This window comes from Streptomyces sp. NPDC014733 (assembly GCF_043083385.1).
Taxonomy (GTDB): Bacteria; Actinomycetota; Actinomycetes; order Streptomycetales; family Streptomycetaceae; genus Streptomyces.
Map to the genome: position 1 here is coordinate 13,258 of NZ_JBIBYO010000005.1, position 24,623 is coordinate 37,880.

At 71.3% G+C, this 24,623-nt stretch carries 24 protein-coding genes; 11 read left to right on the top strand and 13 right to left on the bottom strand.

The window, feature by feature from the left end:
* The first annotated feature begins 624 nt into the window (after positions 1-624).
* The 4 genes from ACF1BH_RS13815 (at position 625) to ACF1BH_RS13830 (ending at position 3,044) form a co-directional block, all read left to right on the top strand.
* On the top strand, positions 625-819 hold the full coding sequence (locus ACF1BH_RS13815) for a hypothetical protein (RefSeq protein ID WP_078654204.1): 195 nt from the start codon (positions 625-627) through the stop codon (positions 817-819).
* Positions 816-1,043, top strand: coding sequence for a hypothetical protein (locus tag ACF1BH_RS13820; protein WP_391642678.1), 228 nt, complete (start codon positions 816-818; stop codon positions 1,041-1,043). Before ACF1BH_RS13815 ends, ACF1BH_RS13820 begins: the two co-directional genes overlap by 4 nt.
* Positions 1,044-1,388: 345 nt before the next feature.
* On the top strand, positions 1,389-2,135 hold the full coding sequence (recO, locus tag ACF1BH_RS13825; RefSeq protein ID WP_391642679.1) for a DNA repair protein RecO: 747 nt from the start codon (positions 1,389-1,391) through the stop codon (positions 2,133-2,135).
* Between the two features lie 90 nt (positions 2,136-2,225).
* Positions 2,226-3,044, top strand: coding sequence for an isoprenyl transferase (locus ACF1BH_RS13830; RefSeq protein ID WP_391643059.1), 819 nt, complete (start codon positions 2,226-2,228; stop codon positions 3,042-3,044).
* A 69-nt stretch (positions 3,045-3,113) separates the two neighbouring features.
* Here ACF1BH_RS13830 and ACF1BH_RS13835 read toward each other — a convergent pair whose 3' ends face one another.
* From ACF1BH_RS13835 to ACF1BH_RS13850, 4 genes are all read right to left on the bottom strand, one after another.
* The gene (locus ACF1BH_RS13835) at positions 3,114-3,536 is read right to left on the bottom strand and encodes a Fur family transcriptional regulator (protein ID WP_391642680.1); all 423 of its coding nucleotides are present in this window, start codon (positions 3,534-3,536) and stop codon (positions 3,114-3,116) included.
* Positions 3,537-3,655: 119 nt separating this feature from the next.
* Positions 3,656-4,564 (bottom strand): metal ABC transporter permease, encoded by a 909-nt coding sequence (locus ACF1BH_RS13840; RefSeq protein WP_391642681.1) that lies wholly within the window; start codon positions 4,562-4,564, stop codon positions 3,656-3,658.
* Between the two features lies 1 nt (position 4,565).
* Positions 4,566-5,360 carry a metal ABC transporter ATP-binding protein gene (locus ACF1BH_RS13845; protein WP_391642682.1) on the bottom strand — a complete coding sequence of 265 codons (795 nt, stop codon included), beginning with the start codon at positions 5,358-5,360 and terminating at the stop codon, positions 4,566-4,568.
* Positions 5,361-5,392: 32 nt separating this feature from the next.
* A complete protein-coding gene (locus ACF1BH_RS13850; RefSeq protein ID WP_391642683.1) occupies positions 5,393-6,334 on the bottom strand; it encodes a metal ABC transporter solute-binding protein, Zn/Mn family in 942 nt (313 codons plus the stop codon).
* A 207-nt stretch (positions 6,335-6,541) separates the two neighbouring features.
* Here ACF1BH_RS13850 and ACF1BH_RS13855 point away from each other — a divergent pair, with 207 nt between their 5' ends.
* On the top strand, positions 6,542-7,924 hold the full coding sequence (locus ACF1BH_RS13855) for a glycine--tRNA ligase (RefSeq protein ID WP_391642684.1): 1,383 nt from the start codon (positions 6,542-6,544) through the stop codon (positions 7,922-7,924).
* Between the two features lie 88 nt (positions 7,925-8,012).
* Here ACF1BH_RS13855 and ACF1BH_RS13860 read toward each other — a convergent pair whose 3' ends face one another.
* The gene (locus ACF1BH_RS13860) at positions 8,013-8,432 is read right to left on the bottom strand and encodes a hypothetical protein (RefSeq protein ID WP_391642685.1); all 420 of its coding nucleotides are present in this window, start codon (positions 8,430-8,432) and stop codon (positions 8,013-8,015) included.
* 176 nt (positions 8,433-8,608) lie between these two features.
* Here ACF1BH_RS13860 and ACF1BH_RS13865 point away from each other — a divergent pair, with 176 nt between their 5' ends.
* The gene (locus tag ACF1BH_RS13865) at positions 8,609-9,823 is read left to right on the top strand and encodes a sensor histidine kinase (RefSeq protein ID WP_391642686.1); all 1,215 of its coding nucleotides are present in this window, start codon (positions 8,609-8,611) and stop codon (positions 9,821-9,823) included.
* A gap of 65 nt (positions 9,824-9,888) precedes the next feature.
* Positions 9,889-10,536 carry a response regulator gene (locus ACF1BH_RS13870; protein WP_391643060.1) on the top strand — a complete coding sequence of 216 codons (648 nt, stop codon included), beginning with the start codon at positions 9,889-9,891 and terminating at the stop codon, positions 10,534-10,536.
* 60 nt (positions 10,537-10,596) lie between these two features.
* On the opposite strand, the gene ACF1BH_RS13875 is transcribed toward ACF1BH_RS13870, so the two are convergent.
* On the bottom strand, positions 10,597-12,093 hold the full coding sequence (locus tag ACF1BH_RS13875) for an MFS transporter (RefSeq protein ID WP_391642687.1): 1,497 nt from the start codon (positions 12,091-12,093) through the stop codon (positions 10,597-10,599).
* Positions 12,094-12,268: 175 nt separating this feature from the next.
* Between ACF1BH_RS13875 and dusB the strand changes: the two genes are divergently transcribed.
* Entirely contained in the window at positions 12,269-13,396 is a 1,128-nt protein-coding gene (dusB, locus tag ACF1BH_RS13880; RefSeq protein WP_391642688.1) for a tRNA dihydrouridine synthase DusB, read from the top strand.
* A gap of 56 nt (positions 13,397-13,452) precedes the next feature.
* Here dusB and ACF1BH_RS13885 read toward each other — a convergent pair whose 3' ends face one another.
* The gene (locus ACF1BH_RS13885) at positions 13,453-14,529 is read right to left on the bottom strand and encodes a glutathione S-transferase family protein (protein ID WP_391642689.1); all 1,077 of its coding nucleotides are present in this window, start codon (positions 14,527-14,529) and stop codon (positions 13,453-13,455) included.
* Positions 14,530-14,974: 445 nt separating this feature from the next.
* Here ACF1BH_RS13885 and ppdK point away from each other — a divergent pair, with 445 nt between their 5' ends.
* Positions 14,975-17,755 carry a pyruvate, phosphate dikinase gene (ppdK, locus tag ACF1BH_RS13890; protein WP_391643061.1) on the top strand — a complete coding sequence of 927 codons (2,781 nt, stop codon included), beginning with the start codon at positions 14,975-14,977 and terminating at the stop codon, positions 17,753-17,755.
* 693 nt (positions 17,756-18,448) lie between these two features.
* Positions 18,449-19,270: an ArsR/SmtB family transcription factor gene (locus ACF1BH_RS13895; protein ID WP_391642690.1), complete on the top strand. Its 822-nt coding sequence runs from the start codon at positions 18,449-18,451 to the stop codon at positions 19,268-19,270.
* A gap of 102 nt (positions 19,271-19,372) precedes the next feature.
* Here ACF1BH_RS13895 and ACF1BH_RS13900 read toward each other — a convergent pair whose 3' ends face one another.
* Positions 19,373-19,681 (bottom strand): hypothetical protein, encoded by a 309-nt coding sequence (locus tag ACF1BH_RS13900; RefSeq protein ID WP_391642691.1) that lies wholly within the window; start codon positions 19,679-19,681, stop codon positions 19,373-19,375.
* A gap of 247 nt (positions 19,682-19,928) precedes the next feature.
* Between ACF1BH_RS13900 and ACF1BH_RS13905 the strand changes: the two genes are divergently transcribed.
* Positions 19,929-20,084 carry a hypothetical protein gene (locus ACF1BH_RS13905; RefSeq protein WP_391642692.1) on the top strand — a complete coding sequence of 52 codons (156 nt, stop codon included), beginning with the start codon at positions 19,929-19,931 and terminating at the stop codon, positions 20,082-20,084.
* 46 nt (positions 20,085-20,130) lie between these two features.
* On the opposite strand, the gene ACF1BH_RS13910 is transcribed toward ACF1BH_RS13905, so the two are convergent.
* The 5 genes from ACF1BH_RS13910 to ACF1BH_RS13930 all read right to left on the bottom strand — a co-directional run bounded on the left by ACF1BH_RS13910 (position 20,131) and on the right by ACF1BH_RS13930 (position 24,536).
* A complete protein-coding gene (locus ACF1BH_RS13910) occupies positions 20,131-20,844 on the bottom strand; it encodes a hypothetical protein (protein WP_391642693.1) in 714 nt (237 codons plus the stop codon).
* Between the two features lie 182 nt (positions 20,845-21,026).
* Positions 21,027-21,401, bottom strand: a complete 375-nt coding sequence (locus ACF1BH_RS13915) for a hypothetical protein (protein WP_391642694.1) — start codon at positions 21,399-21,401, stop codon at positions 21,027-21,029.
* A gap of 100 nt (positions 21,402-21,501) precedes the next feature.
* Positions 21,502-22,437: a TauD/TfdA dioxygenase family protein gene (locus ACF1BH_RS13920; RefSeq protein WP_391642695.1), complete on the bottom strand. Its 936-nt coding sequence runs from the start codon at positions 22,435-22,437 to the stop codon at positions 21,502-21,504.
* A 377-nt stretch (positions 22,438-22,814) separates the two neighbouring features.
* Positions 22,815-23,651: a carbohydrate ABC transporter permease gene (locus ACF1BH_RS13925; RefSeq protein WP_391642696.1), complete on the bottom strand. Its 837-nt coding sequence runs from the start codon at positions 23,649-23,651 to the stop codon at positions 22,815-22,817.
* A 6-nt stretch (positions 23,652-23,657) separates the two neighbouring features.
* Positions 23,658-24,536 carry a carbohydrate ABC transporter permease gene (locus tag ACF1BH_RS13930; protein ID WP_391643062.1) on the bottom strand — a complete coding sequence of 293 codons (879 nt, stop codon included), beginning with the start codon at positions 24,534-24,536 and terminating at the stop codon, positions 23,658-23,660.
* Positions 24,537-24,623: the final 87 nt, after the last annotated feature.

Here is a 24,623-nt window from a genome sequence, read left to right on the forward strand (position 1 = left end):
CACACGATCCCGGCCCCGGGGACGGCAGTTGACGCGACGGCACCCGGTGATCTAAACGGGCGCGCGGCGCGTCCCCGGGGGCGTCCGGCGGCCATTTTCCGGCCCCGGCGCGCAAGGCATTCCCGCGCGCCGGGGCGCACCTTCGCGCGCCCTCTGCCCTCTTGTGCCGGGCCTTCCGAGAAGGCGTGGCACCGGCGGATCCCCGGCTTCGCACTGTCGCGAAATCCCCGCAGACTGACGGGTTTTCGCTCACCCTCTGAGCTTTTCTCGAAAGAACGGCCGGATTTCCGGCCCGTACCGAATAAGGGGCGACGCGCCGAATGGGGTCTTACGGACTCGTGTTCCGTCTCCGGCCGTGCCCTCCGGTACGGCACCGGAAAAGGAATATGTGCGCGAACGGGCCGTCTCGTGCGGGTGGACGCCCATTCGCCGGACCGGTGGCCGGGGGGGCGTCGAATGGGATGCGAACCGCCCGGTGTTCACCGTCTTGTGAAGCATTGGCCATAACCCGCTCCGGTTACCCGGTCCGGGCTTTGCGGTGCGCCCCTCGTTGCGCAGTCCGGTCCGAGGGGTCACTCTTTACCCCCCAACGGCGAAAGCTCCGACAGAAGGTGTGGGTCTCCGATGGACCGGATCGAAGAAGTTGAATCCGTCACCAAAGAATTGCGAAATACCCTCGCACGCGCGGGAATCGTCCTGCCGTCCCTTGGACCCGACCCCGTTTCCTGTGCCAATTACGCGATGCTCCCGCTGGTGGAATTGGGCCGCTGCACGATGGATGTCGCCCGACGGCTGACGGACGCGCTGGGGGAACGATGAACACCACGCCCCGGCCACCGGTCGGCGCCTTCGCCCTCGATATCCGTACGGCGCGGGTCGGCAAGGTCGTGGCGGTCGACGGCGAAATCCTCCGGCTGCGGCCGATCGGCGGGGGCCGGGACTGGGAATGTGCCCGCACGACGGTGCGGCCGGCCACCGTCACCGAGCGTCTCCGGGCGACGACCGCGTACGTGAACGCCCGCAGCAGAGGCGAATTGGCCTGACGCCCTTCCCGGCGGGGTCCGGGCCGGAAAGGCTCCACCCCGCCGCCCGGCGGCCCCGTTCGCCCGCCGACGCGCATTTCCCCGGCCGCCCTGCCTTCCGCGATTCCCCGGTTTCCCGAGTTTCCCGAGTTTCCCGAGCTTTCCGCGATTTCTGCGGCTTCTGTGATTTCTGCGTTTCCTGCTGTTCCCGGCTTTTCCGCCCGCCCGTCCCGCCCGTCCGCAGCGGTCGCGCCGGCGGCGCGGACAATCCCCGCCCCGGCCACCGCCCCGCATCCCCCGGGCCGCCCCGTGCTCCCCGCCCCCCGGCCGCCCCGCCGCCCCCGGCGGATGCGGGACAATGGCGGCATGAGTCTGTTCCGCGACGACGGCATCGTGCTGCGCACCCAGAAGCTCGGGGAGGCGGACCGGATCATCACGCTGCTCACCCGCGGCCACGGGCGGGTGCGGGCCGTCGCCCGCGGAGTGCGGCGGACGAAGTCGAAGTTCGGCGCGCGCCTGGAGCCGTTCTCCCACGTCGACGTGCAGTTCTTCGCCCGCGGCAGCGAACTGGTCGGGCGCGGGCTGCCGCTGTGCACCCAGAGCGAGTCGCTCGCGGCGTACGGCGGCGGGATCGTCACCGACTACGCCCGCTACACCGCGGGCACCGCGATGCTGGAGACGGCGGAGCGCTTCACCGACCACGAGGGCGAACCGGCGGTGCAGCAGTACCTCCTCCTCGTCGGAGGGCTGCGGACGCTGGCGCGCGGTGAGCACGAACCGCATCTGGTCCTCGACGCCTTCCTGCTCCGGTCGCTGGCGGTGAACGGCTACGCCCCGAGCTTCGGCGACTGTGCGAAATGCGGGCTGCCCGGCCCGAACCGGTTCTTCTCGGTCGCTTCGGGCGGGGTGGTGTGCGGCGACTGCCGGGTGCCGGGAAGCGTCGTACCCTCCTCGGAGGCCATCGGGCTCCTCAGCGCGCTGCTGACCGGCGACTGGGAGACCGCGGACGCGAGCGAAGCCCGGCACGTCCGGGAGGGCAGCGGACTCGTCGCGGCGTATCTGCACTGGCATCTGGAGCGCGGACTGCGTTCGCTCCGGTACGTGGAGAAATAGCCCGGCGGTATGGTCCGGGCGGGAGGCGCACGAGCCGCCCGGCGAACTCAATCGACCTCGGTACTCAAGACAATGGGAGACGTGGGCCGCATGGCACGACGCGGAATTCTGGGCCGTAATCGACGCGAATACGAGACGCCCGAGCCGCACCCCTCCGGTGCGCGTCCCCCGAAGATCCCCGGGGAGTTGGTTCCCGAGCACGTGGCCATCGTCATGGATGGAAACGGCCGGTGGGCCAAGGAGCGCGGACTGCCGCGCACCGAAGGCCACAAGGTCGGCGAGGGTGTCGTCCTGGACGTCCTCAAGGGCTGCATCGAAATGGGCGTGAAGAACCTCTCGCTCTACGCGTTCTCCACCGAGAATTGGAAGCGTTCGCCGGACGAGGTCCGCTTCCTGATGAACTTCAATCGCGATGTCATTCGGCGGCGGCGTGACGAAATGGACGCACTGGGTATCCGTATCCGGTGGGTCGGGCGTATGCCGAAGCTGTGGAAGTCCGTTGTCCAGGAGCTCCAGATCGCCCAGGAGCAGACCAAGGACAATGACGCGATGACGCTGTATTTCTGCGTGAATTACGGCGGGCGCGCGGAGATCGCGGATGCCGCTGCGGCCATTGCCGCGGACGTGAAGGCGGGCAAACTCGACCCGTCCAAGGTCAGTGAGAAGACCATCGCCAAGTACATGTATTACCCGGACATGCCGGACGTTGATCTCTTCGTTCGCCCGTCGGGCGAACAGCGCACCTCGAACTACCTGATCTGGCAGAGCGCCTACGCGGAGATGGTGTTTCAGGACATTCTCTGGCCTGATTTCGACCGCCGGAACCTCTGGGAAGCCTGCCTGGAGTACGCCAAGCGCGACCGCCGGTTCGGTGCGGCGCCGATCGCCGAGGGCGAATCGGCGACCTGACGGCCACGGGACACGCGAAAGGGCCGCCTCCCGCTCGGGGAGGCGGCCCTTTCGCCGTGCCGGGTGCGGCTACTTCTGTTCGGCCCCGGCGCAGTCGCCGCAGGTGCCGAAGATCTCGATGGTGTGCGCGACATCGCGGAAGCCGTGCTCGGCGGCGATCTGGTCGGCCCACTTCTCCACCGCCGGGCCCTCCACCTCGACCGCCTTGCCGCAGGTGCGGCAGACGAGGTGATGGTGGTGGTCGTCGGTGCTGCACCGGCGGTAGACGGCCTCGCCGTCGCTGGTCCGCAGGACGTCGACCTCGCCGGCGTCCGCGAGCGACTGGAGCGTGCGGTAGACGGTGGTCAGGCCCACCGAGTCGCCCCGGTGCTTGAGCATGTCGTGCAGTTCCTGGGCGCTGCGGAACTCGTCGACCTCGTCGAGAGCGGCCGACACCGCGGTCCGCTGTCGCGTCGACCGGCCGCGTACCGGGGATCCCGCGCTCGTCGCCACCGTTGCCTCCTACGTCGTGGTCGTCCCCCTGGACGGGCGTGTGGCCATTGTGCCAGGTGATGACCGGATCGCCGGGGTGACACTTACGCCCCCGCGGCGCCCGCGGACCGGACCCGCGCTCAGACCCGTACGTCGTCCGCCGGAGTGCGGCCCCCGGGTACTTCCAGGGTGCACCCGTCGGCGCCCCCCGCGGCGGCCCGCGCCCGTTTCCTGGCGAGCGGCGTGGCGAGCAGGGTGAAGAGGATGAAGACGGCGATGGCGAAGAGCACGATCGTCGCGCCGGACGGCACGTCGACGTAGTACGAGGTCGCGGTGCCGGTCAGGGTGACACCGACGCCGATCGCCACGGCCAGCGCGAAGGTGACCGCGAAGCTGCGGCTGATCTGCTGGGCGGCGGCGACCGGGATCACCATCAGCGCGGAGACCAGCAGCAGCCCGACGACGCGCATCGCGACGGTGACGGTGACCGCGGCGGTGACCGCGATCAGCAGGTTGAGCAGCCGCACCGGCAGCCCCGTGACGCGGGCGAACTCCTCGTCCTGGCAGACCGCGAAGAGCTGGCGGCGCAGCCCCACGGTGATCGCCAGGACCAGCGCGGCCAGCACGCAGATCGCCGTCATGTCCTGTGCGGAGACGGTGGTGATCGAGCCGAAGAGGTAGGTGCTGAGGTTGGCGTTGGAGCCGGCGTCGGAGAGGTTCATCAGCATCACACCGCCCGCCATACCGCCGTAGAACAGCATGGCCAGCGCCAGATCGCCGCGGGTCTTCCCGTACCAGCGGATCAGCTCCATGGCGACGGAGCCGGCGATGGCGACGAAGGTGGCGATCCACACCGGACCGGCCCACGCGGAGCTGCTGTTGATCAGGAAGCCGAGGCCGACGCCGGTGAGGGCGACGTGGCCGATGCCGTCGCCCATCAGGGACTGGCGGCGCTGGACGAGGTAGATGCCGATGGCGGGTGCGGTGATGCCGACGATGAGGGCGGCGATCAGGGCCCGCTGCATGAAGGCGTAGTTCAGGATTTCCATGTCAGCTCAGCAGTCCCGTCCCCAGCGTCGCGGGGGCCGTGTCGTCGGCGTGCGGGTGGACGTGGTCGTGGCCGGGCAGCGCGTGCTGGCCGACGGCCTCGGGCGGCGGCCCGTCGTGCACGACACAGCCGTCGCGGAGGACCACCGCCCGGTCGATCAGCGGCTCCAGCGGGCCCAGTTCGTGCAGGACGAGCAGGACGGTGGTGCCGCGGGCGACCTGTTCGCGCAGCGCGTGCGCCAGCACCTCCTGGCTGGCGAGGTCCACCCCGGCCATCGGCTCGTCCATGATCAGCAGTTCCGGTTCGACGGCCAGCGCGCGGGCGATCAGCACCCGCTGGTGCTGGCCGCCGGAGAGCGCGGTGGCGGAGTCCTTGGCGCGGTCGGCCATCCCGACCAGCTCCAGCGCGTGGTGGACGGCCTCGCGGTCGGCGCGGCGCGGCAGCCCGAAGCGGCTGCGGGCCAGCCGCCCGGAGGCGACGATCTCCCGGACGGTGGCGGGCACCCCGCCCGCCGCCGTGGTGCGCTGCGGGACGTAGCCGACGCGGTGCCACTCCTTGAAGCGGCGCAGCGGCGTGCCGAAGAGGGTGAGGTCGCCGCCGGTCAGCGGCACCTGGCCGATCACGGAGCGGACGGCGGTGGACTTGCCGGAGCCGTTGGCGCCGAGCAGCGCGACGACCTCTCCGGCGCGCACGGTCAGATCGACGCCGCGCAGCACGGGCCGGGAGCCGAGCGACGCGGTGGCGCCGCGCAGCGCGATGACCGGGCGGTCGGGCTGCGGGGGTGACGTTTCTTCCATGCGGACCTCCGTCGTGGACCCGGGGTGGCTGATCACTTGGTGCCGAGCGCCTTCTGGAGGGCGGCGAGGTTGGCGCGCATCACGCCGAAGTAGTCCTTGCCGCGGGAGGCGTCGGTGATCCCCTCCAGGGGGTCGAGCACGTCGGTCTTCAGATGCAGGTCGCCGGCGAGCGCCTTGGCGGTGGCCGGGTTGGCGAGCGTTTCGAAGAAGACCGTCGAGACCTGGTGCTTCTCTGCCACGGTGTGGAGGTTCTTGATGCGGTGGGCACTGGGCTCGGACTCGGGGTCGAGGCCGTTGATGGCCTCCTCGGTCAGGCCGTAGCGCTCGGCGAGGTAGCCGAAGGCCGCGTGGGTGGTGAGGAAGGTGTCCGACGCGCGGTTCTTCAGCCCCTTCTCGAAGTCGGCGTTCAGCCCGTCCAGCTTCTTGACGAGGGCGTCGGTGTTCTTCCGGAAGTCGGCCTCGTGGGCGGGGTCGGCCTTGGCCAGCGTCGCGTTCACGCCCCTGGCGACCTCGGCGTACTTCACGGGGTCGAGCCAGATGTGCGGATCGGCGTCGGCCCCGCCCGCGGCGTGGCCGTGGTCGTGGCCGTCGACCTCGTCGCCGTGCTTCTCCAGGGTGGTCATCGCGGCGGCGTCGGCGATGTTCTTCACGCCGGACTGGGCGACCGCCTCGTCGACGGCGGGCTGGAGCCCCTTGAGGTAGACGATCGCGCCGGACTCGCCGAGCTGACCGGTCTGCTTGGGGGACAGCTCCAGGTCGTGGGGTTCGACACCGGGCTTGGTGAGGTTGGACACCTCGACGTGGTCGCCGCCGATCTGCCGGGCGAGGAACTCCATCGGGTAGAAGGACGCCGTCACCCGCAGCTTCCCGCCGCTGCCGCCCGTCGTGGCGGCGGAACAACCGGAGAGGGCGATCAGGCCGAGGCCGCAGGCTCCGGCCAGGGCTGCGGTGGATATGCGACGGCGTGTGTTCATGACTGTCATTTTCAACAAAAGTGGAAACGATTGTCAACAACGTGTTCGAACGCGGCCCCGGGGCGGGTGGTACCGGGAGGAAGCGGAGAGGCGCCCCAGGCGATTTGGCCCGGGGGGTACGCCCGCCGGTAACCTGAATCATTCACCCGCACCGGCGCGCAGCGCCGCCGCCCGTCCATCGTTCGCCGTCGTAATGAAGAGAGCACCGTGGCCGCCGACAAGATCGACAGCATCGTCAGCCTGAGCAAGCGCCGTGGCTTCGTCTACCCCTGCAGTGAGATCTACGGCGGTTCGCGCGCCGCCTGGGACTACGGTCCGCTGGGCGTCGAGCTGAAGGAGAACCTCAAGCGCCAGTGGTGGCGCGCGATGGTCACCTCGCGTGAGGACGTCGTCGGTATCGACTCGTCGGTGATCCTGGCCCCCGAGGTCTGGCAGGCGTCCGGCCACGTCGCCACCTTCACCGACCCGCTCACCGAGTGCACCTCCTGCCACAAGCGCTTCCGCGCCGACCACCTGGAGGAGGCGTACGAGGCGAAGCACGGCCGGCTGCCCGCCAACGGTCTGGCCGACCTGAACTGCCCGCACTGCGGCAACAAGGGCGGCTTCACCGAGCCCAAGCAGTTCTCCGGTCTGCTCTCCACCCACCTCGGCCCCTCGCAGGACACCGCCTCGGTCGCCTACCTGCGTCCCGAGACCGCGCAGGGCATCTTCACCAACTTCGCGCAGGTCCAGCAGACCTCCCGGAAGAAGCCCCCGTTCGGCATCGCGCAGATGGGCAAGTCGTTCCGGAACGAGATCACGCCGGGCAACTTCATCTTCCGCACCCGTGAGTTCGAGCAGATGGAGATGGAGTTCTTCGTCAAGCCGGGCGAGGACGAGAAGTGGCACGAGTACTGGATGGCCGAGCGCTGGAACTGGTACCGCGACCTCGGTATCCGCGAGGAGAACATCCGGTGGTACGACCACCCCAAGGAGAAGCTCTCCCACTACTCCAAGCGCACCGCTGACATCGAGTACCGCTTCAACTTCGGCGGTACCGAGTTCTCGGAGCTGGAGGGCGTCGCCAACCGCACCGACTTCGACCTGTCGGCGCACGCCAAGGCGTCCGGCCAGGACCTCTCCTACTTCGACCAGGAGGCCGGCGAGCGCTGGACCCCCTACGTCATCGAGCCGGCGGCGGGCGTGAACCGCGCGATGCTCGCCTTCATGCTCGACGCGTACATCGAGGACGAGGCGCCCAACGCCAAGGGCAAGATGGAGAAGCGCACCGTCATGCGCCTCGACCCGCGCCTGGCGCCGGTCAAGGTCGCGGTCCTGCCGCTCTCCCGCAACCCGCAGCTGTCGCCGAAGGCCAAGGGCCTCGCCGCCGACCTGCGCAAGAACTGGAACATCGAGTTCGACGACGCGGGCGCCATCGGCCGCCGCTACCGCCGTCAGGACGAGATCGGCACCCCGTTCTGCGTCACCGTCGACTTCGACACCCTCGACGACAATGCGGTCACCGTCCGCGAGCGCGACACCATGAAGCAGGAGCGCGTCTCCCTGGACCAGATCCAGGCGTACCTGGGTGCGCGGCTGCTCGGCTGCTGACCCCGGGCGGGCTCCGGCCCGTCGCCCCTGAGCGTGGCCCCCGGCCCCGCCCGCGTCTCCTGCGGGCGGGGCCGGGGCGTTGTCCGGCTCAGCGCTGCGCCGGGCGCTCCCGGCGCAGCGCGAGCGCCCCGCACACCGCCGCCAGCGGGAGTTCGGCGGCCAGAGCCATGGCGACGGCGGTGGCCAGTTCCGCGCCGGGTGCGGCGGTGGTGACGTCCACGACGGCGTCGGTGAGCAGCAGCAGGGCGGCGGCGGCCGCGGGGCGGCGGTGGCCCGGGGCGCCGCGCAGCAGCCGGCGGCCCGCGCTCAGCAGGGCCGCGGCCTCCAGCAGATCGAGGGCCGCCCAGGCCGCGGCCTGCCCGGGCGGCAGTGTGGCGGCGAGGCAGACGGTCCACGGCAGCAGGGCGATCCCGGCGCCGGTCAGCACCCGGCCCGGCCACCGGCGGCCTTCCGCGGTGAGCGGGCGCGCACCTGCCTTCGGCGCGGGCGGGGCGAGGAGCAGCGTCATGATCCGGGTCCTTTGCGGTGACGGTGAACCCGGACGTCGGGCCCGCACTCCACCCTGGTCATCCCGGTCGCCGGTGTCGGTAGTCCAAGGGGCCGGCCGGAGGTGGTGCCAGGTACACCCCGATCCGGTCCCCACCTGCATGGCGGGCCCGCCCCGGCGCCCCGTACGGTTCCGGCATGACCCTCCCGCCCCGGTCGCGCCGGGCAGCGCTGCGGCTCCGGCGCGACCTCCTCTTCGTCGCGGCCGGGGTGCTGCCGCATCTGCTGGTGGTCCCGCTGTACCTGTGGGCGGCGCTGCTCCTCGGGGCGACGCTGACCGGCAGCGACGCGGACGCCCCGGTGGTCCTCGCCGCCCCGCTCGCCCTGCTCTGCGCCGCCGGGCCGGGCCTCACGGAGGTCCAGCGGTGGCGGTTCCGGGCGCTGTGCGGGGTGGAGCTGCCGCGCCTCGGATTCCGGCGGCTGCGGCAGCAGTTCGGCTACAACTGGCTGATCGGCCCGCTCCTGGGCGCCCTCGAACTCCTGCTGCTGGCACTGCTGGTGGCCGGGGTGGCCGCCGCGACGGTGCTGCTGTGGATCTGGGCGCTGCCCTGGCAGTGGCGCATCGGCCACCCCGGCTACACCACCCAGGCCGCCTACCTCACCGGCCTCGGGCTGCTCGCGTCGGCCGCCGTCGTCCCGGGCGCCGCCGGTCTGGTCCGGCTGGAGAACCTGGTGGGGCGGGCGGTGCTGGGCGTCAGCCGCCACGACGAGTTGGCGCGGCGGGTCGAGGACCTGACCGCGAGCCGGGCCGGGGCGGTGGACGCGGCCGACGCCGAGCGCCGCCGCATCGAACGCGACCTCCACGACGGTGCCCAGCAGCGGCTGGTCTCCCTCGCCCTCAACCTGGGGCTGGCGAAGGCGACCTTGACCGATCTGCCGCCGGAGGCCCGGGAGGTGATCGAGGCGGCGCACCGCGAGGCGAAGGACGCGATCGAGGAGCTGAACCACCTCGTCCGCGGACTGCACCCCGCCGTCCTCGACGAACTCGGCCTGGACGCCGCCCTGTCCGGGCTCGCGGCCCGCGCACCGCTGCCGGTGCGGCTGCGGGTCGAGCCCCTGGAGCGGACGAGCGCCGCCGTCGAGGGCGTCGCGTACTTTGTCGTCTCCGAGGCGCTGACCAATGTCGCCAAGCACGCCCGCGAGGCGACCCGGGCCGAGGTGACGGTCGCCCGGATCGGCGGAATACTGCGGGTGGTGATCGCCGACGACGGGCCGGGCGGGGCCGATCCCGCCCGGGGCAGCGGCCTCAAGGGGCTGGCGCAGCGGGTGCGTTCGGTGGACGGGACGTTCCGGATGAGCAGTCCGGTGGGCGGCCCGACGACGATGAGTGTGGAGCTGCCGTGTCCGGGGTGAGCGCGCCGGCGGCGCCCGCCCCCCGGCCCGGCGCGGACGAGGGGACGGACGGCGTGCGGCGTGCGGTGATCGCGGAGGACTCCGTCCTGCTGCGGATCGGGCTGGTCAAGGTGGTGGAGATGGCCGGTTTCACGGTCGCCGCCGAGGCGGGGGACGCGGCCGGACTGCTGGCCGCCGTCGCCGAACACCGCCCGGAACTGGCCGTGGTGGACGTCCGGATGCCGCCCGGCTTCACGGACGAGGGCGTCCGGGCCGCGCTGTCGATCCGGCGGGAGCACCCGGACACCGCGGTGCTGCTGCTCTCCCAGTACGTCGAGGAGCGGTACGCGGCCGATCTGCTCGCGGCCCACACCGGCGGGGTGGGCTACCTCCTCAAACAGCGCGTCGCGGACGTCGAGGAGTTCGTCGAGGCGCTGCGCCGGGTCGCCGGCGGCGGCACCGCCCTCGATCCGCAGGTCGTCTCCCAGCTGCTGATCCGGCGGGCGAGCGATCCGCTGGAGCGGCTGACCGCCCGGGAGCGGGAGGTGCTGGCGCTGATGGCGGAGGGCCGTTCCAACTCCGCCGTCGCCGCGCAGCTGGTGGTGAGCGAGAGCGCCGTCGCCAAGCACATCAACAGCATCTTCACCAAGCTCGACCTGCCGAAGGCGGACGCGGACCACCGCCGGGTGCTGGCGGTGCTGCGGTTCCTGGGCGTGGCGGCAGCGGGGCGCTGACCTGGGAGAACGGGGCGCACGCGGGCGGCGGGCGCCCCGCTGCCGGTGGCGCCCCGCGCCTCACGGCCCCCGGCCGGGCCCCCGCGCCCCCGCCCGCACCGCCTCCGGCGCCGTCTCGCCGTCGAAGAGCCCGGCGGTGCGCAGGGCCGTCGTACGGGCCCAGACGCCGGTGGTCAGGGCGCCGAGCAGCAGGACCGCGGCGCCGCAGCCGGCGATGATCCACCACGCGGGGCGGGCCGCCGCGACGAAGTCGGCCGCGGCCGCCGCGCTCGCCGCACCGCCCGGGCCCGCGGCGCGTACGCCGCCGGCCAGCACCGCGCCGATCACCGCGACCCCCAGCGACGAGCCGACCTGCCGGCTGGTGGACGCCACGGCCGCCGCCACGCCCGCCTGCGCCCGCGGCATCCCGGAGACCGCGGTGTTGGTGATCGGCGCGTTGACCAGGCCGAAGCCGATGCCGAACAGGACGTACCCGGTGAACAGCAGGGCCGTGGTCGACTCGGCGTCGAACGCCGCGAACATCAGCCCGCTGGCGCCCATCGCACACCCCGCGAGCAGCAGCGGCAGCCGGGGCCCGCGGTTGCCGACCAGCCGCCCGGACAGCGGTGCGCACACCAGCGTCATCCCGGCCATCGGCAGCATGTAGAGCCCGGCCTCCAGGGCGGAGTGGCCGCGGATGTTCTGGAGGTAGAGCGTGTTGAGGAAGAGGAAGCCGGCCAGCGACGCGAAGGCGCAGACCGCGATGACGGTGGCGCCGCTGAACGGCGCGCTGTGGAAGAACCGCAGATCGATCAGGGGTTCCCGGCGCCGCCGCTCGTAGCCGATCAGCGCGGCCAGCGCCGCCAGCGCGACGGCGGCGAACGTGAGGATCTCCGCGGAGAGCCAGCCCTTCCCCGGCGCCTCGATGATCGCGTACGTGAGGGCGCCCAGCAACGCGATGACCAGCAGCTGACCGACCGGGTCGGGGCGGCGCGGCCGCGGGGCGCGGGACTCGGGGACGTACCGCAGGGTGAGGAAGAGGGCCAGGGCGCCGATCGGGACGTTGATCCAGAAGATCGAGCGCCAGCCGACGGACTCCACCAGCAGCCCGCCGACGACCGGCCCGGCGGCCATGCTGATGCCGACGACACCGCCCCACACCCCGATCGCCCGGGCCCGTTCGCGTGGCTCGGTGAAGGTGTTGGTGATGATCGACATCGCGACGGGGTTGAGCATCGACCCGCCGACGGCCTGCATCATGCGGAAGACGACCAGCCAGGTCAGGCTCGGCGCGAGGCTGCACAGCAGCGAGCCGAGGGCGAAGACGGTGAGGCCCACGGTGAAGACCCGGCGCCGCCCGAGCCGGTCCGCGGTCGAGCCGGACAGCATCAGCAGCGACGCCAGCACCAGCGTGTAGGCGTCGATGGTCCACTGCAGACCGGAGACGGAGGCGTGCAGCTCGTGCTGGAGGGAGGGGAGTGCGACGTTGAGGACGGTGTTGTCGAGGCTGACGATCAGCAGGCTCATACAGCAGATCGCCAGGACGAGCAGGCGCCGCCGGTGGCTCAGCTCAGACATGGTTGAACGCTACAACGATATCCGCGGGGCGGCCCGGCCGGGCGGCGGATTCCGGTCCCCGCCCCACCCGGGCCGCCCGTGGGGGCCGCTCGCCGGATGCGGGACAATGGGAGGCCGCACCGCCGGGTCGTCCCGGCACCGCACCGCCCCCGACCGCCGAAGGAACCCTCCTGTCATGACCTCGCTCCAGATCGGACCGCACACGGCGTCCCCGCCCGTGGTGCTCGCGCCCATGGCCGGGATCACCAACGCCCCGTTCCGGACGCTGTGCCGGGAGTTCTCCGGCGGCAAGGGGCTCTTCGTCAGCGAGATGATCACGACGCGGGCGCTGGTCGAGCGCAACGAGAAGACCATGCAGCTGATCCACTTCGACGCGTCCGAGAAGCCGCGCTCGATCCAGCTGTACGGCGTCGACCCGGACACCGTCGGCAAGGCCGTCCGCATGATCGCCGAAGAGGATCTCGCCGATCACATCGACCTGAACTTCGGCTGCCCGGTCCCCAAGGTGACCCGTAAGGGCGGCGGCTCCGCGCTGCCGTACAAGCGGCCGCTGCTGCGCGCGATCCTGCGCGACGCGGTGAAGAACGCGGGCAGCCTGCCGGTGACGATGAAGATGCGCAAGGGCATCGACGACGGCCACCTCACCTACCTCGACGCGGGCCGGATCGCCGCCGAGGAGGGCATCACCGCCATCGCGCTGCACGGCCGGACCGCCGCCCAGCACTACAGCGGTACCGCCGACTGGGACGCCATCGCCCGCCTCAAGGAGCACGTCCCGGAGATCCCGGTGCTCGGCAACGGCGACATCTGGTGCGCCGACGACGCCCTGCGGATGGTCCGCGAGACCGGTTGCGACGGCGTGGTCGTCGGCCGCGGCTGCCTGGGCCGCCCCTGGCTCTTCGGCGATCTGGTCGCCGCCTTCGAGGGCACCGGAAAGTACACCGAGCCGACGTTCGGCGAGGTCGCGGCCGTGATGGTGCGGCATGCGGCGCTGCTCGGCGAGTGGATCGGCGACGAGAAGCGCGGCGTGATCGACTTCCGTAAGCACGTCGCCTGGTACACCAAGGGCTTCGCGGTCGGCTCCGAGATGCGCCGCGGTCTCGCCGTCAGCTCCTCCCTCGCGGAGCTGGAGGACCTGCTCGGCAAGATCGACGGCGACCAGCCCTGGCCCGCCGGCGCCGACGGCCCGCGCGGCCGCACCTCCGGCCGGGACCGCGTCGTCCTGCCCGACGGCTGGCTCGACGACCCGAACGACTGCACCGGCGTCGACGCCGACGCGGAACTGGACACCTCCGGCGGCTGAGCCGCGGCTCCGCGGCGGGCCGGGCGCCGCGGCCGCCGGGCGCGGCCGGTCCCCGCTCACGGCCGCCCGTCCGGCGGCACCGTCTCACCCGCCGGTACCGGCCCCGGCGGGGTGCCGTCGCCGAACGGCCGCCCGCCCAGCTCCTCGCGGTGGTGCGGGGTGAGCCAGCCGTCCAGCTCCGGCCCGCCCGGCACGATCCCGGTCGGGTTCACTCCGGTGTGCACCCGGTAGTAGTGCTGCTTGATGTGGTGGAAGTCGACGGTGTCCCCGAACCCGGGCGTCTGGAAGAGGTCCTTCGCGTACGCCCAGAGCACCGGGTCCTCGGACAGCTTGAAGCGGTTGCACTTGAAGTGGCCGTGGTAGACGGGGTCGAACCGCACCAGCGTGGTGAAGAGCCGGATGTCGGCCTCGGTGATCGTGTCCCCGACGAGGTAGCGCCGCTCGGCCAGCCGCTCCGACAGCAGGTCCAGCCGCCGGAAGAGCGCCGCGTACGCCGTGTCGTACTCCGCCTGCCCGGTCGCGAACCCGGCGCGGTAGACCCCGTTGTTGACGTCCCGGTAGACGCCCTCGATCACCTCGTCGATCTCCTCCCGCAGCGCCTCGGGGTAGAGGTCGGGCGCCCCGGGCCGGTGCAGCGCCCGCCACTCGGTGGCCAGGTCGAGGGTGATCTGCTGGAAATCGTTGGTGACGAGCTGCCCGCTCGGCACGTCCACGACCGCCGGGACGCTCACCCCGCCCGGGTACCCCGTCTCCCGCCGGTCGTACGCCTCGCTCAGGAAGCGGATGCCGAGGACCGGGTCACGGTCGCCGGGGTCGAGGGTGAAGCGCCAGCTGCGGTCGTCCTGGATCGGGTCGACGATCCCCATGGACAGCGCGGACTCCAGCCCGAGCAGCCGCCGGGAGATCACCGCCCGGCTCGCCCAGGGGCAGGCGCGGCTGATGATCAGCCGGTAGCGCCCCGCCTCGACCGGCCAGCCGGACCGGCCGTCGGCGGTGATGCGGTCGGCGAAGTGGCTGCGGGACCGGGAGAAGGGCTTGCGGCCGTAGGCGGTGTTGCCGACGCCGTCGCCGGGGGCGGTACCGGGTGCGGCGTCCTCGGGGCCGGGGCCGGGGCTGTCGTGCGGGCGGGCCATCGCTCACTCCTTGCCGTGGGGTGCTCCCTCCCCGCCAGCTTTCCCGCCCGCGGCCGCCGCCGCCCGGAGGCATCGGCCGACCGGGCGCCCCGGCCGCCCGGCGCGGATCCGGAATCGGACCCGCGAGTGCTCGAATGATGGGACCGTAGCCCGTCCGAGCGCGTGATTCTCGCCACCCCTGATAACCCTTGCGCTCAGATGAGCAACCCGCAGGGGGGTCCACCTCTCCAATGCTGGCACTGGGTGCCACGTGGTTGATGTTCACCTCCTGTATAAATCAAAGGCGGAGAGTGAGAAAAGTTGGCAATCCCGCAACGCTCCGCGTTCATTCGTTCAAGTGATGTATTCACCCGTCAAGGAGATATTCCTTTCGATCCGGTGGCGGACGGGCGGTTACGTGCGTATGTCGACCAAGTGGACGTACCCAGATGCCTTCGATCTGGGTATGTTCCTCGCCGTCAGGGCAGCCATCCGCGAGGAGTCCAGTCCCGTGTCGGAAACACAGAATCCCCACGTAACCAAGCCTGCGTCCGCGAAGTTCGTGTACGACTTCACCGAGGGCAACAAGGACCTCAAGGACCTGCTCGGCGGCAAGGGCGCCAACCTCGCCGAGATGACGAACCTCGGTCTCCCGGTCCCGCCCGGCTTCACCATCACCACCGAAGCCTGCAAGGTCTACCTGGAGAGCGGGGAGGAGCCCGCGGCACTCCGTGCCGAGGTTTCGCGGCATCTGGACGCCCTTGAGCAGCAGATGGGCAAGAAGCTCGGCCAGGCCGACAACCCCCTGCTCGTATCGGTGCGTTCGGGTGCGAAGTTCTCCATGCCCGGCATGATGGACACCGTCCTCAACATCGGTCTCTCCGACGCCTCCGTCGGCGGCCTGGCGCAGCAGGCCGGCTCCGAGCGGTTCGCGTGGGACTCCTACCGCCGCCTCATCCAGATGTTCGGCAAGACCGTGCTGGACGTCGACGGTGATCTCTTCGAGGAGGCGCTGGAGGAGGCGAAGAAGGCGAAGGGCGTCACCGTCGACGTCGACCTCGACGCGGGCGACCTCAAGACGCTGGTCGAGCAGTTCAAGGGCATCGTCGCCGCGGAGACCGGCCGGGACTTCCCGCAGGACCCGCGCGAGCAGATGGACCTCGCCGTCCGCGCGGTCTTCGACTCGTGGAACACCGACCGCGCCAAGCTCTACCGCCGCCAGGAGCGCATCCCCGGCGACCTCGGCACCGCCGTCAACGTCTGCTCGATGGTCTTCGGCAACCTCGGCCCGGACTCCGGCACCGGCGTCGCCTTCACCCGCGACCCGGCCAGCGGCCACCAGGGCGTCTACGGCGACTACCTCCAGAACGCCCAGGGCGAGGACGTCGTCGCCGGTATCCGCAACACGGTCCCGCTGGCGGACCTGGAGCAGATCGACAAGGCGTCGTACGACGAGCTGATGCAGATCATGGAGACGCTCGAAACGCACTACAAGGACCTGTGCGACATCGAGTTCACCATCGAGCGCGGCAAGCTCTGGATGCTCCAGACCCGCGTCGGCAAGCGCACCGCCGGTGCCGCCTTCCGCATCGCCACCCAACTCGTCGACCAGGGACTCATCGACGAGGCCGAGGCCCTGCAGCGGGTCACCGGCGCGCAGCTGGCGCAGCTGATGTTCCCCCGCTTCGACCTGGGCGCCAAGGCCGACATCATCGGCCGGGGCATCGCCGCCTCGCCGGGCGCCGCCGTCGGCAAGGCCGTCTTCGACTCGTACACCGCGGTCAAGTGGTCCCGCTCGGGTGAGAAGGTCATCCTCATCCGCCGCGAGACCAACCCCGACGACCTCAACGGCATGATCGCCGCCGAGGGCATCCTCACCTCCCGCGGCGGCAAGACCTCGCACGCCGCCGTCGTCGCCCGCGGCATGGGCAAGACCTGTGTCTGCGGCGCCGAGGAGCTGGAGGTCGACACCAAGCGCCGCCGGATGACGACGCAGGACGGCGTGGTCGTCGAGGAGGGCGACACCGTCTCCATCGACGGCTCGACCGGCAAGGTCTACGTCGGTGAGGTGCCCGTCGTCCCGTCCCCGGTCGTCGAGTACTTCGAGGGCCGGATGCACGCCGGCGCCGACGACGCCGACGAGCTGGTCAAGGCCGTCCACCGGATCATGGCCTACGCGGACCGCGTCCGCCGGCTGCGGGTCCGCGCCAACGCCGACAACGCCGAGGACGCCGCGCGCGCCCGCCGGTTCGGCGCCCAGGGCATCGGCCTGTGCCGCACCGAGCACATGTTCCTCGGTGAGCGCCGCGAGATGGTCGAGCGCCTGATCCTCGCCGACACCGACGCCGACCGGGACACCGCCCTGGAGCAGCTGCTGCCGCTCCAGAAGGCCGACTTCATCGAGCTGTTCGAGTCGATGGACGGACTGCCGGTCACCGTCCGGCTGCTGGACCCGCCGCTCCACGAGTTCCTGCCCGACATCACCGAGCTGTCGGTCCGCGTCGCGCTCGCCGAGGCCCGCAAGGACGCCAACGAGAACGACCTCCGCCTCCTCCAGGCCGTCCACAAGCTCCACGAGCAGAACCCGATGCTGGGTCTGCGCGGTGTCCGCCTCGGCCTGGTCATCCCCGGCCTGTTCGCCATGCAGGTCCGCGCCATCGCGGAGGCCGCGGCCGAGCGCAAGGAGGCCAAGGGCGACCCGCGGGCGGAGATCATGATTCCGCTGGTCGGCACCGTCCAGGAGCTGGAGATCGTCCGCGACGAGGCCGAGCAGGTCATCGCCGAGGTCGAGGAGGCTCACGGCGTCAGCCTCAAGCTCACCCTCGGCACCATGATCGAACTGCCCCGCGCCGCCCTCACGGCCGGTCAGATCGCCGAGTCCGCCGACTTCTTCTCCTTCGGTACGAACGACCTCACGCAGACGGTCTGGGGCTTCTCCCGCGACGACGTCGAGGCCAGCTTCTTCACCGCGTACCTGGAGAAGGGCATCTTCGGCGTCAGCCCCTTCGAGACGATCGACAAGGACGGCGTCGGCTCGCTGGTCCGCAACGCCGCCGCGGCCGGCCGGGCCACCCGTCCCGACCTGAAGCTCGGCGTCTGCGGTGAGCACGGCGGCGACCCGGAGTCCGTGCACTTCTTCCACGAGGCCGGACTCGACTACGTCTCCTGCTCGCCGTTCCGTATCCCGGTCGCCCGTCTGGAGGCCGGCCGCGCCGCCGCCGAGGCCAAGGGGAGCGACAGCCGCTGAACCACGGGTGCCGGCCGTGCCCTCACACGTCCGGCACCCGTACTCCCACCGGGGCCACCGGCCGGCACCACCACCCTCACCGCCGCGCCGAGGCTCCGGACCGACGAGGGCGGCACCTGTGCGGAGGTGCCGCCCTCGGTTTCTGCCGTGGTGGGGGCCCGCGGGAGTGGCCGGGCCCGCCGGGTCGGTACCGGCGCAGGACATGGCGCAGTCCATGCGGACAAGGGCGGCACCCGTGCGGAGGTGCCGCCCTCGCCTTTTTCCGAACTCCCCCCTCGGGAGCCGCCGCCTCCCATGTCGGCGTGGGGGCGGCTTTCAACGCAATGCGGCGCGGCTGGTTCCATGCCCGTCACCCCCCACGGGATCGAGCAATCCGGACCGCGTACATCGGCGTTGAATTGAGTACAGCATTCCTCGTGTCCACCCCTGTGCGCGACCCTTTTCAAGTCTGGCCAAAAGGCCATGGTGACCGCGCGTATCGGCGTGCATACTCAGGCGTGGGCCGGGGTCGTCGGAGGTAACCAGGGGTGGGGTTCGGTGTTACGCGTCCATTTCAGTGGACCCGATCTGGCCCGCGTGCGGATAGCGGCGCGCCCCGATGCGCTGTGGGAAACCATTTTAAGTTTTCACCGACTCCGTGACCGGCGGGACGGCCTGGCCTTCGGAAAATGGCGCGCGGAAACCCGGGAAAAGTTGAACGGCGAAACGCGGCTGCTGGCGCCGCTGGTGCCCACCCGCGGATATTTCCCGGATTTCCTCACCCCGCCCGAGGGGCAACTCGGCGTCGACGCCGCGCTGTCCGCGCTCCGCGAGACACCGCCCGCCCGCGTCCACACCGAACTCGCCGGGCTCGCCCGCGCCCGCCCCCTGCCCACCTGGATACGGGCCATGGGCGACGGCGACACCCGCCAGCTCGGCCATCTCGTCGGCGCCCTCCAGCGGTACCACGCGGCGGCGGTCGCCCCCTACTGGCCGCGGCTCCAGGCCCGGATAGAGGCCGACCGCGCCGCCCGGGGCCGGGCCCTGCTCGACGGCGGCGCCGACCGGCTGCTCGCCACCCTCCCGTCGACACTGCGCTGGTGCGCCCCGGTGCTGGAGGTGGAGTACCCCGTCGACCGCGACCTCCATCTGGGGGGCCGCGGCCTCCTCCTGATGCCGTCCTACTTCTGCCGCCGCACGCCGGTCACCTTCCACAACCCGGACCTCACGCCGGTGCTGGTCTACCCCGTCGACCACCCCGTCCCGCGCGCCACCGGCGTGGTGACGCCCGGACGCTCCCTGGGGCGCCTCGTCGGCCACACCCGCTCCGCGATCCTCCGCGGCATCGGAGCCGGCTGCACCACCACCGAACTGGCCCGCCGCGCCGATGTCTCCCTCGCCTCCGCCAGTCAGCACGCCACGGTGCTCCGCGAGGCCGGGCTCCTCTTCACCCTCCGCCGCGGCAACGCGGTGCTGCACACCCTGACGCCACTGGGGGCGGCCCTCCTCCGCGGCGGTCAGGCGGGCGAGGGATGAGCGGTCCAGCGGGCGGAGCCGTCCGGGGCGTCCGTCCGCACCGGCGGTCAGGCACACCGCCATTGAAGCCCCGCTTCCGGGGCTGCCTCGCCCCTGCCGGAATTACCCGTTCTGCTCCCGGTAGAGCGCGATGGCGCTCTCGGTGGGGAGGTTGGGCACGGTGACGGATTCACCGGTCGCCTTGGACACCACGACCTTCGCCCCACCGGGCGGCGCGGGAAGCGGGTTCCCCGCGGCGTCGGTCCGGGATGCCTGCGGGAATACGGGGAAGACGAGATAGCCGATGTCGAATTCCTCAGCCGCCAGCGGAACCGGCGTGCCATCGGCCGACGTCGGCTCCGCGTAGCGGCTACGGACGAGGGCGATCGCTTCGGCGGGCGTGGTGGGCGGGGTGTCGGCGTGCGGGGACATGGTCGGTTGACTCCCGTTCGGTGCGATCCGGCGTGGTCGGGGCGCTTCGTGGGGCCGGGCGGCAGACTGCCCGGACCTCTGCTCACTGGGGGAGGACGTGTCTTTGTCAGGTTTCCTTGACTGTCGCATTTCCGACGGTGCATGAATATCATTCGCCTACGCCGACGCCCCACCGGGCGTTCCCCATCGCGCGCCTCACCCGCTCGGGATGCTGGGACCTATTCAGCCCGGAAGGAACGCCTTCGCTATGCGATGCCACGCAAAAAAGCGGTCGGCCTGCTCCGTCGCGGTGGCTGACTTCCTGTTCAACGAGTTCGTCCCCGCACGCAAGGAGCGCGTCCCCGTCGTGAAGGGCGTCGTGGGCGTCGATGAACATATCGTCTGCGCCCCGTGGGTGAATTAAGCGATGTACGTCTTGTTCGCTGCGGGATTCTCTTCCTTGCCCGAGGTCAAGCTTGCCGCCACCCCTCCGCGCACAGGTTCTCGACGGCTCGATCGACGTGGGGACGCCCCGGGCCTCCGGGGGCCCAGAGGGACCAGTAGATGGAGATGTCCAGCGTGACCTCGCCCTGGTCTCTATGGATTCGATATGCGAACGGCGCGTGGACGGCGGACGCTCCGATCGGACCGTAAATCCAGGAAGCGTCGCCAAGGGTCTTGACGGGATGTTCGACGTGCCCCCGCGCCACTTCCAGCTCGACGGATTTTTCACCCTCCGGGAGGAAGTTGTCGGGCAGGCGGGCCAGCATGGTGCCGAAATTGATCTCCTGCCATCCGATGCTGAGACCGGAAGCGTCGGATGCATCTCCGGAGAGAAGATCCTCGATGAAATCCAGCGCCACGCTTTCCTTGAGATCTGGAACGTGGGTAACCGAGGCGTTTCGTCCCAGTGGCGCCACCACGACGCGTTCCGGAAGGTTGCTGCATCGCAGCATCCCGAACCCTCGCGGGCGCGCCGGCGAAGTGACGGGGAGATCGAACTCATTGTCCCAGTAAGAGGTTTCAACCTCCATGGCGAGCGGGATGCACAGATGCTGCGAGAATTGGAAAACGCTGGCGATCGCCAACCTGGCCACGCCGACGTGGTCTTCGCTCACCTCATCGATGTCGTATTCCAGTCGAATGGAGGAACCCGGGAAGTCGATAATTCGTGCCTGCGTCATCGGATGCGCTCCCATTTCCCCCGTCGTGCGAGGTCGAATTCTGCCATGGCCTCGTTCGGCTCCGTGGTGGGCGCGTTCATCTCCAGCGCGGTGTGGGGCACTGACAGGAGAACAGGTGGTACCGGCCACGCGGCCCCGGCGGCGGCGCGACGGCGGGCAGGAGCGGCCCGCCGCACGGGGCGTCAGCCGGGCCGGTTTCCGCGGAGGCGGCGGTACAGCGCGACGGCGTCCGGCGGCGGGAAGTCGGGCAGGAAGGTCAGCTCGCCGTTCTCCTTGGCGATGACGACATGGCTGCCGCCGGGCTGCGCCGGCGGGACGTCAGGGCCCTCCGGGGACGGCCGGCCCGCGTGGATGAGGTAGCCCTCGGCGAATTCGTGGACGAACAGGCCGGTGGGGCCGCCGGGCGCGCCGACCGGCGGGAAGTGGTTCCGGCCGATCTCCAGCGCCTCGTCCGCGCTCCGCGGCACCGGGCCGCCGGTCGTCCGCGCCTCCGGTGGAATCGGGGGCGGCGGCGGAGGCAGGGCGGGACCGCCGGGCGGCGTGCCGGGGTCGGTCATGGATGCTCCTCGTGCGGTGTGCGGTGGATGAGGACGGTCAAGGTGACGCGCGCCGCCCGGGGCCGGCCCGTTGCACGGAGGCCCCGTGGCCGCCTCGGCCTCAGTACGGCCGGTCGCCCGCGATGGCGACGCGTTCGGCGACGCGGCGGTGCGGGGCGTAGTCGGCGACCGCGTAGTGCTGGGTGGCGCGGTTGTCCCAGAAGGCGATGTCGCCGGGGCGCCAGCCGAACCGTACCTGGAACTCCGGCACATGGGCCTGCTGGAAGAGCAGCCGCAGCATGCGGTCGCTCTCCTCCTCGGTGAAGCCGGTGATGCGGGTGGTGAAGGAGGCGTTGACGAAGAGCATCCGGCGGCCGGTCTCGGGGTGACGGCGTACCACCGGGTGCTCCACCGGCGGGAACGCCCCCTGGAACGGGGCGAGTTGTGCGGGCGGGGAGAAGCGGGCGAAGCCGGGGAGGTAGTCGTGGACGGCGCGGGCGCCCTCGATGCGTTCCTTGATCCGGTCCGGAAGGTTGTCGTACGCGGCGGCCATGTCGGCCCACAGGGTGTCGCCGCCCGACGGGGGCACCTCCCGCAGTTGCAGCACGGCGCCCATGGCGGGGCGGGCGCGGAAGGTGACATCGGCGTGCCAGACGTTCTCGAACGTCGGGACGGCGCCGGCTGATTTGTCGAAGCGCACCACCTCCGCGGCGCCGCCGGTCGCCAGCAGCGGATTGGTCTCCAGCTCGCCCCAGTGGGCGGCGAACGCGCGCTGGGCGGCGGTGGTCAGATGCTGCTCCCGGAAGAACAGCACCTTCCATTCGAGCAGTGCCCGGTTCAGCTCGGCGTGCAGGGCCGGGCCCAGCGGGCGGGACAGGTCGAGCCCGTGGATCTCGGCGCCGAGGGTGCGGCCCAGCGGGTGGACCTCGAAGAGATCGTAGGGCCGGTCCTGCCAGTCGTCTGGGGTGCGGCGCAGGACGCGCTCGCCCTCGTGGAGCCCGTCCGCGGGGATGCGGTACGGGCGCAGGGCGGGGGCGGAATCGGCGATGGCCGTCAACGGGACCTCCTGGGGGCGGAAACGGGTGTGGCGGGGCGCGGGGCGCGGGCCGGAGACTTCGGGCCGCAGGAAGGCGGCGGGCCGGCGGCGCGGGATCGGGGCCCGCCCGGCGTGCGGCGGCCGGGATCAGGCCGTACAGCGGATGCCGGGGGGCGAGCCCACCCGGCCGCGGCGGCGCAGGAAGCTCAGGCCGCGGGGCGCGCAGCCGCCGTGGACGCCGCGAGGACGCGGCTCACGGGCGGTCGGCCGGGGGCGCATGCCGGGGAGCGTACCCCGGTCGTCCCGGAACGATGCGGGACGACCGGGGTGTCCGCCGAAGGGCAGCGGAACGGAGCCGGGAACGGCCCGAACGCCGGATCACCGGTCCGGGCCGTTCCTCAGTCGTCGATCCCCGACCGTTCCACCCCGGCCACGATGTACCGCTGCAGCAGCAGGAAGACCACGACCAGTGGGGCGATGGAGACCGCGGCGGCGACGAAGAGTTCGTGGAGGTTGAGGTTCTGGGCGGTGGTGAAGGTCGACAGTGCGACCTGGACCGTCCACGCCTCCTGGTCCTGGCCGATGACCAGCGGCCACAGGAAGGCGTTCCAGGCGCCGATGAAGACGATGGTGGCGACGGCGGCGAACACCGGGCGGGAGTTGGGGACGACGATGCGCCAGTACGTCCGCCAGTACCCGAGGCCGTCGACCCGCGCCGCGTCCTCCAGTTCCCGGGGGAAGCCGAGGAAGTACTGCCGGAAGATGAAACAGGCGAACGCGCTGAAGAGTGTGGGGATGACCAGACCGCGCAGCGTGGAGATCCAGCCCAGCGACGAGACCAGGACGAAGCTCGGTACGAAGGTGACGGCCGCCGGGACCATCAGCGTGCCGAGGATCGCGTAGAAGACGACGGGGGCGCCGCGGTACGGGATGCGGGCCAGCCCGTACCCGGCGAGCGACGCCAGCAGCACCGTGCCGAGCGTCGTGGAGACGGCGATCAGCGTGGAGTTGAGCAGCGCGCGGCCCAGCGGGAGGTTCGGGTCGGTGAAGACCTCGGTGAGATGGGACCACTGCACGTGGCGCGGGAAGAACGTCCAGTCCGGTGCGGTGATGTCCGCCTCGGTGGCCAGGCCGTTGCGGACCAGCAGGTAGAAGGGGACGAGGAAGAGCAGCGCCAGGGCGGACAGCAGCGCCACCCGCAGCGCGCGGCCCACCCGGATCCAGGCGTGGTGCATCGGCGGTCAGTCCTCCTTGCGGCCGAGGCCGAGCCAGCGGGCCTGGGCGACCGTCGCCACCGCGATGATCAGCGCGAGGATCACCGCGCCCGCGCTGCCCAGCCCGAGGTTCTGCTCCCGCCCGAGAGCCGTGTAGTAGAGGTAGACCAGCGGCGGCCGGGCGTACGGCGGATAGCCGCGGGCGTCGCTGAGCAGGTTGTAGAACTCGTCGAACGCCTGGAACGCGTTGATCACCAGCAGCAGCACCACCGCCACGGAGGTGGCCCGCAGCTGCGGGAAGGTGATGTGGCGGAACGTCTGCCAGCCGGGCCGCGCGCCGTCCACCGCCGCCGCCTCGTAGAGCTGCGGGGAGATCCGCTGGAGCCCGGCGAGGAAGAGGATCATGTAGAAACCGGCCTGGAGCCAGAGCCGGACGGTCACGATGACCAGCCAGTACCAGGGCGGATCGGTCGTCGACAGCCACGCCGTCTGGTCCGCGCCGAACCACCCCAGCACGGTGTTGGCCAGCCCGAAGCGCACCCCGCTGAAGAGCGACAGCTTCCAGATCAGCGCCGCGACCACATAACTGCACGCCGTCGGCAGGAAGAACACCGACCGGAAGAATGCCTGGGCGACGCGGAGCCGGTTGACCATCACGGCCAGCGCCAGCGACAGCGCGTACGTCGCGGGGACGATGAAGAGGGTGAACAGCGCGAAGGTGCCGAGGCTGGAGAGGAACGCGCCGTCCGTCAGCATCGACGTGTAGTTGCCGAGGCCCACGAAGTCGGTCGGGGTGACGGTGTTGTGCGCGTCGAAGAAGCTGAGGTAGACGCTCCACGCCAGCGGGACGTACGTGAACAGCGCCAGGCCCAGCGCGAACGGGCCGACGAAGACCCAGAACCACAGGGAGCGGCGCTGCGGGCCGAAGAACCCCGTGCCGGGCGTGGGCCGTTCCCGCTCCGTGGCGCCGCGCGCCCCCCGCCCGTCCGGGAG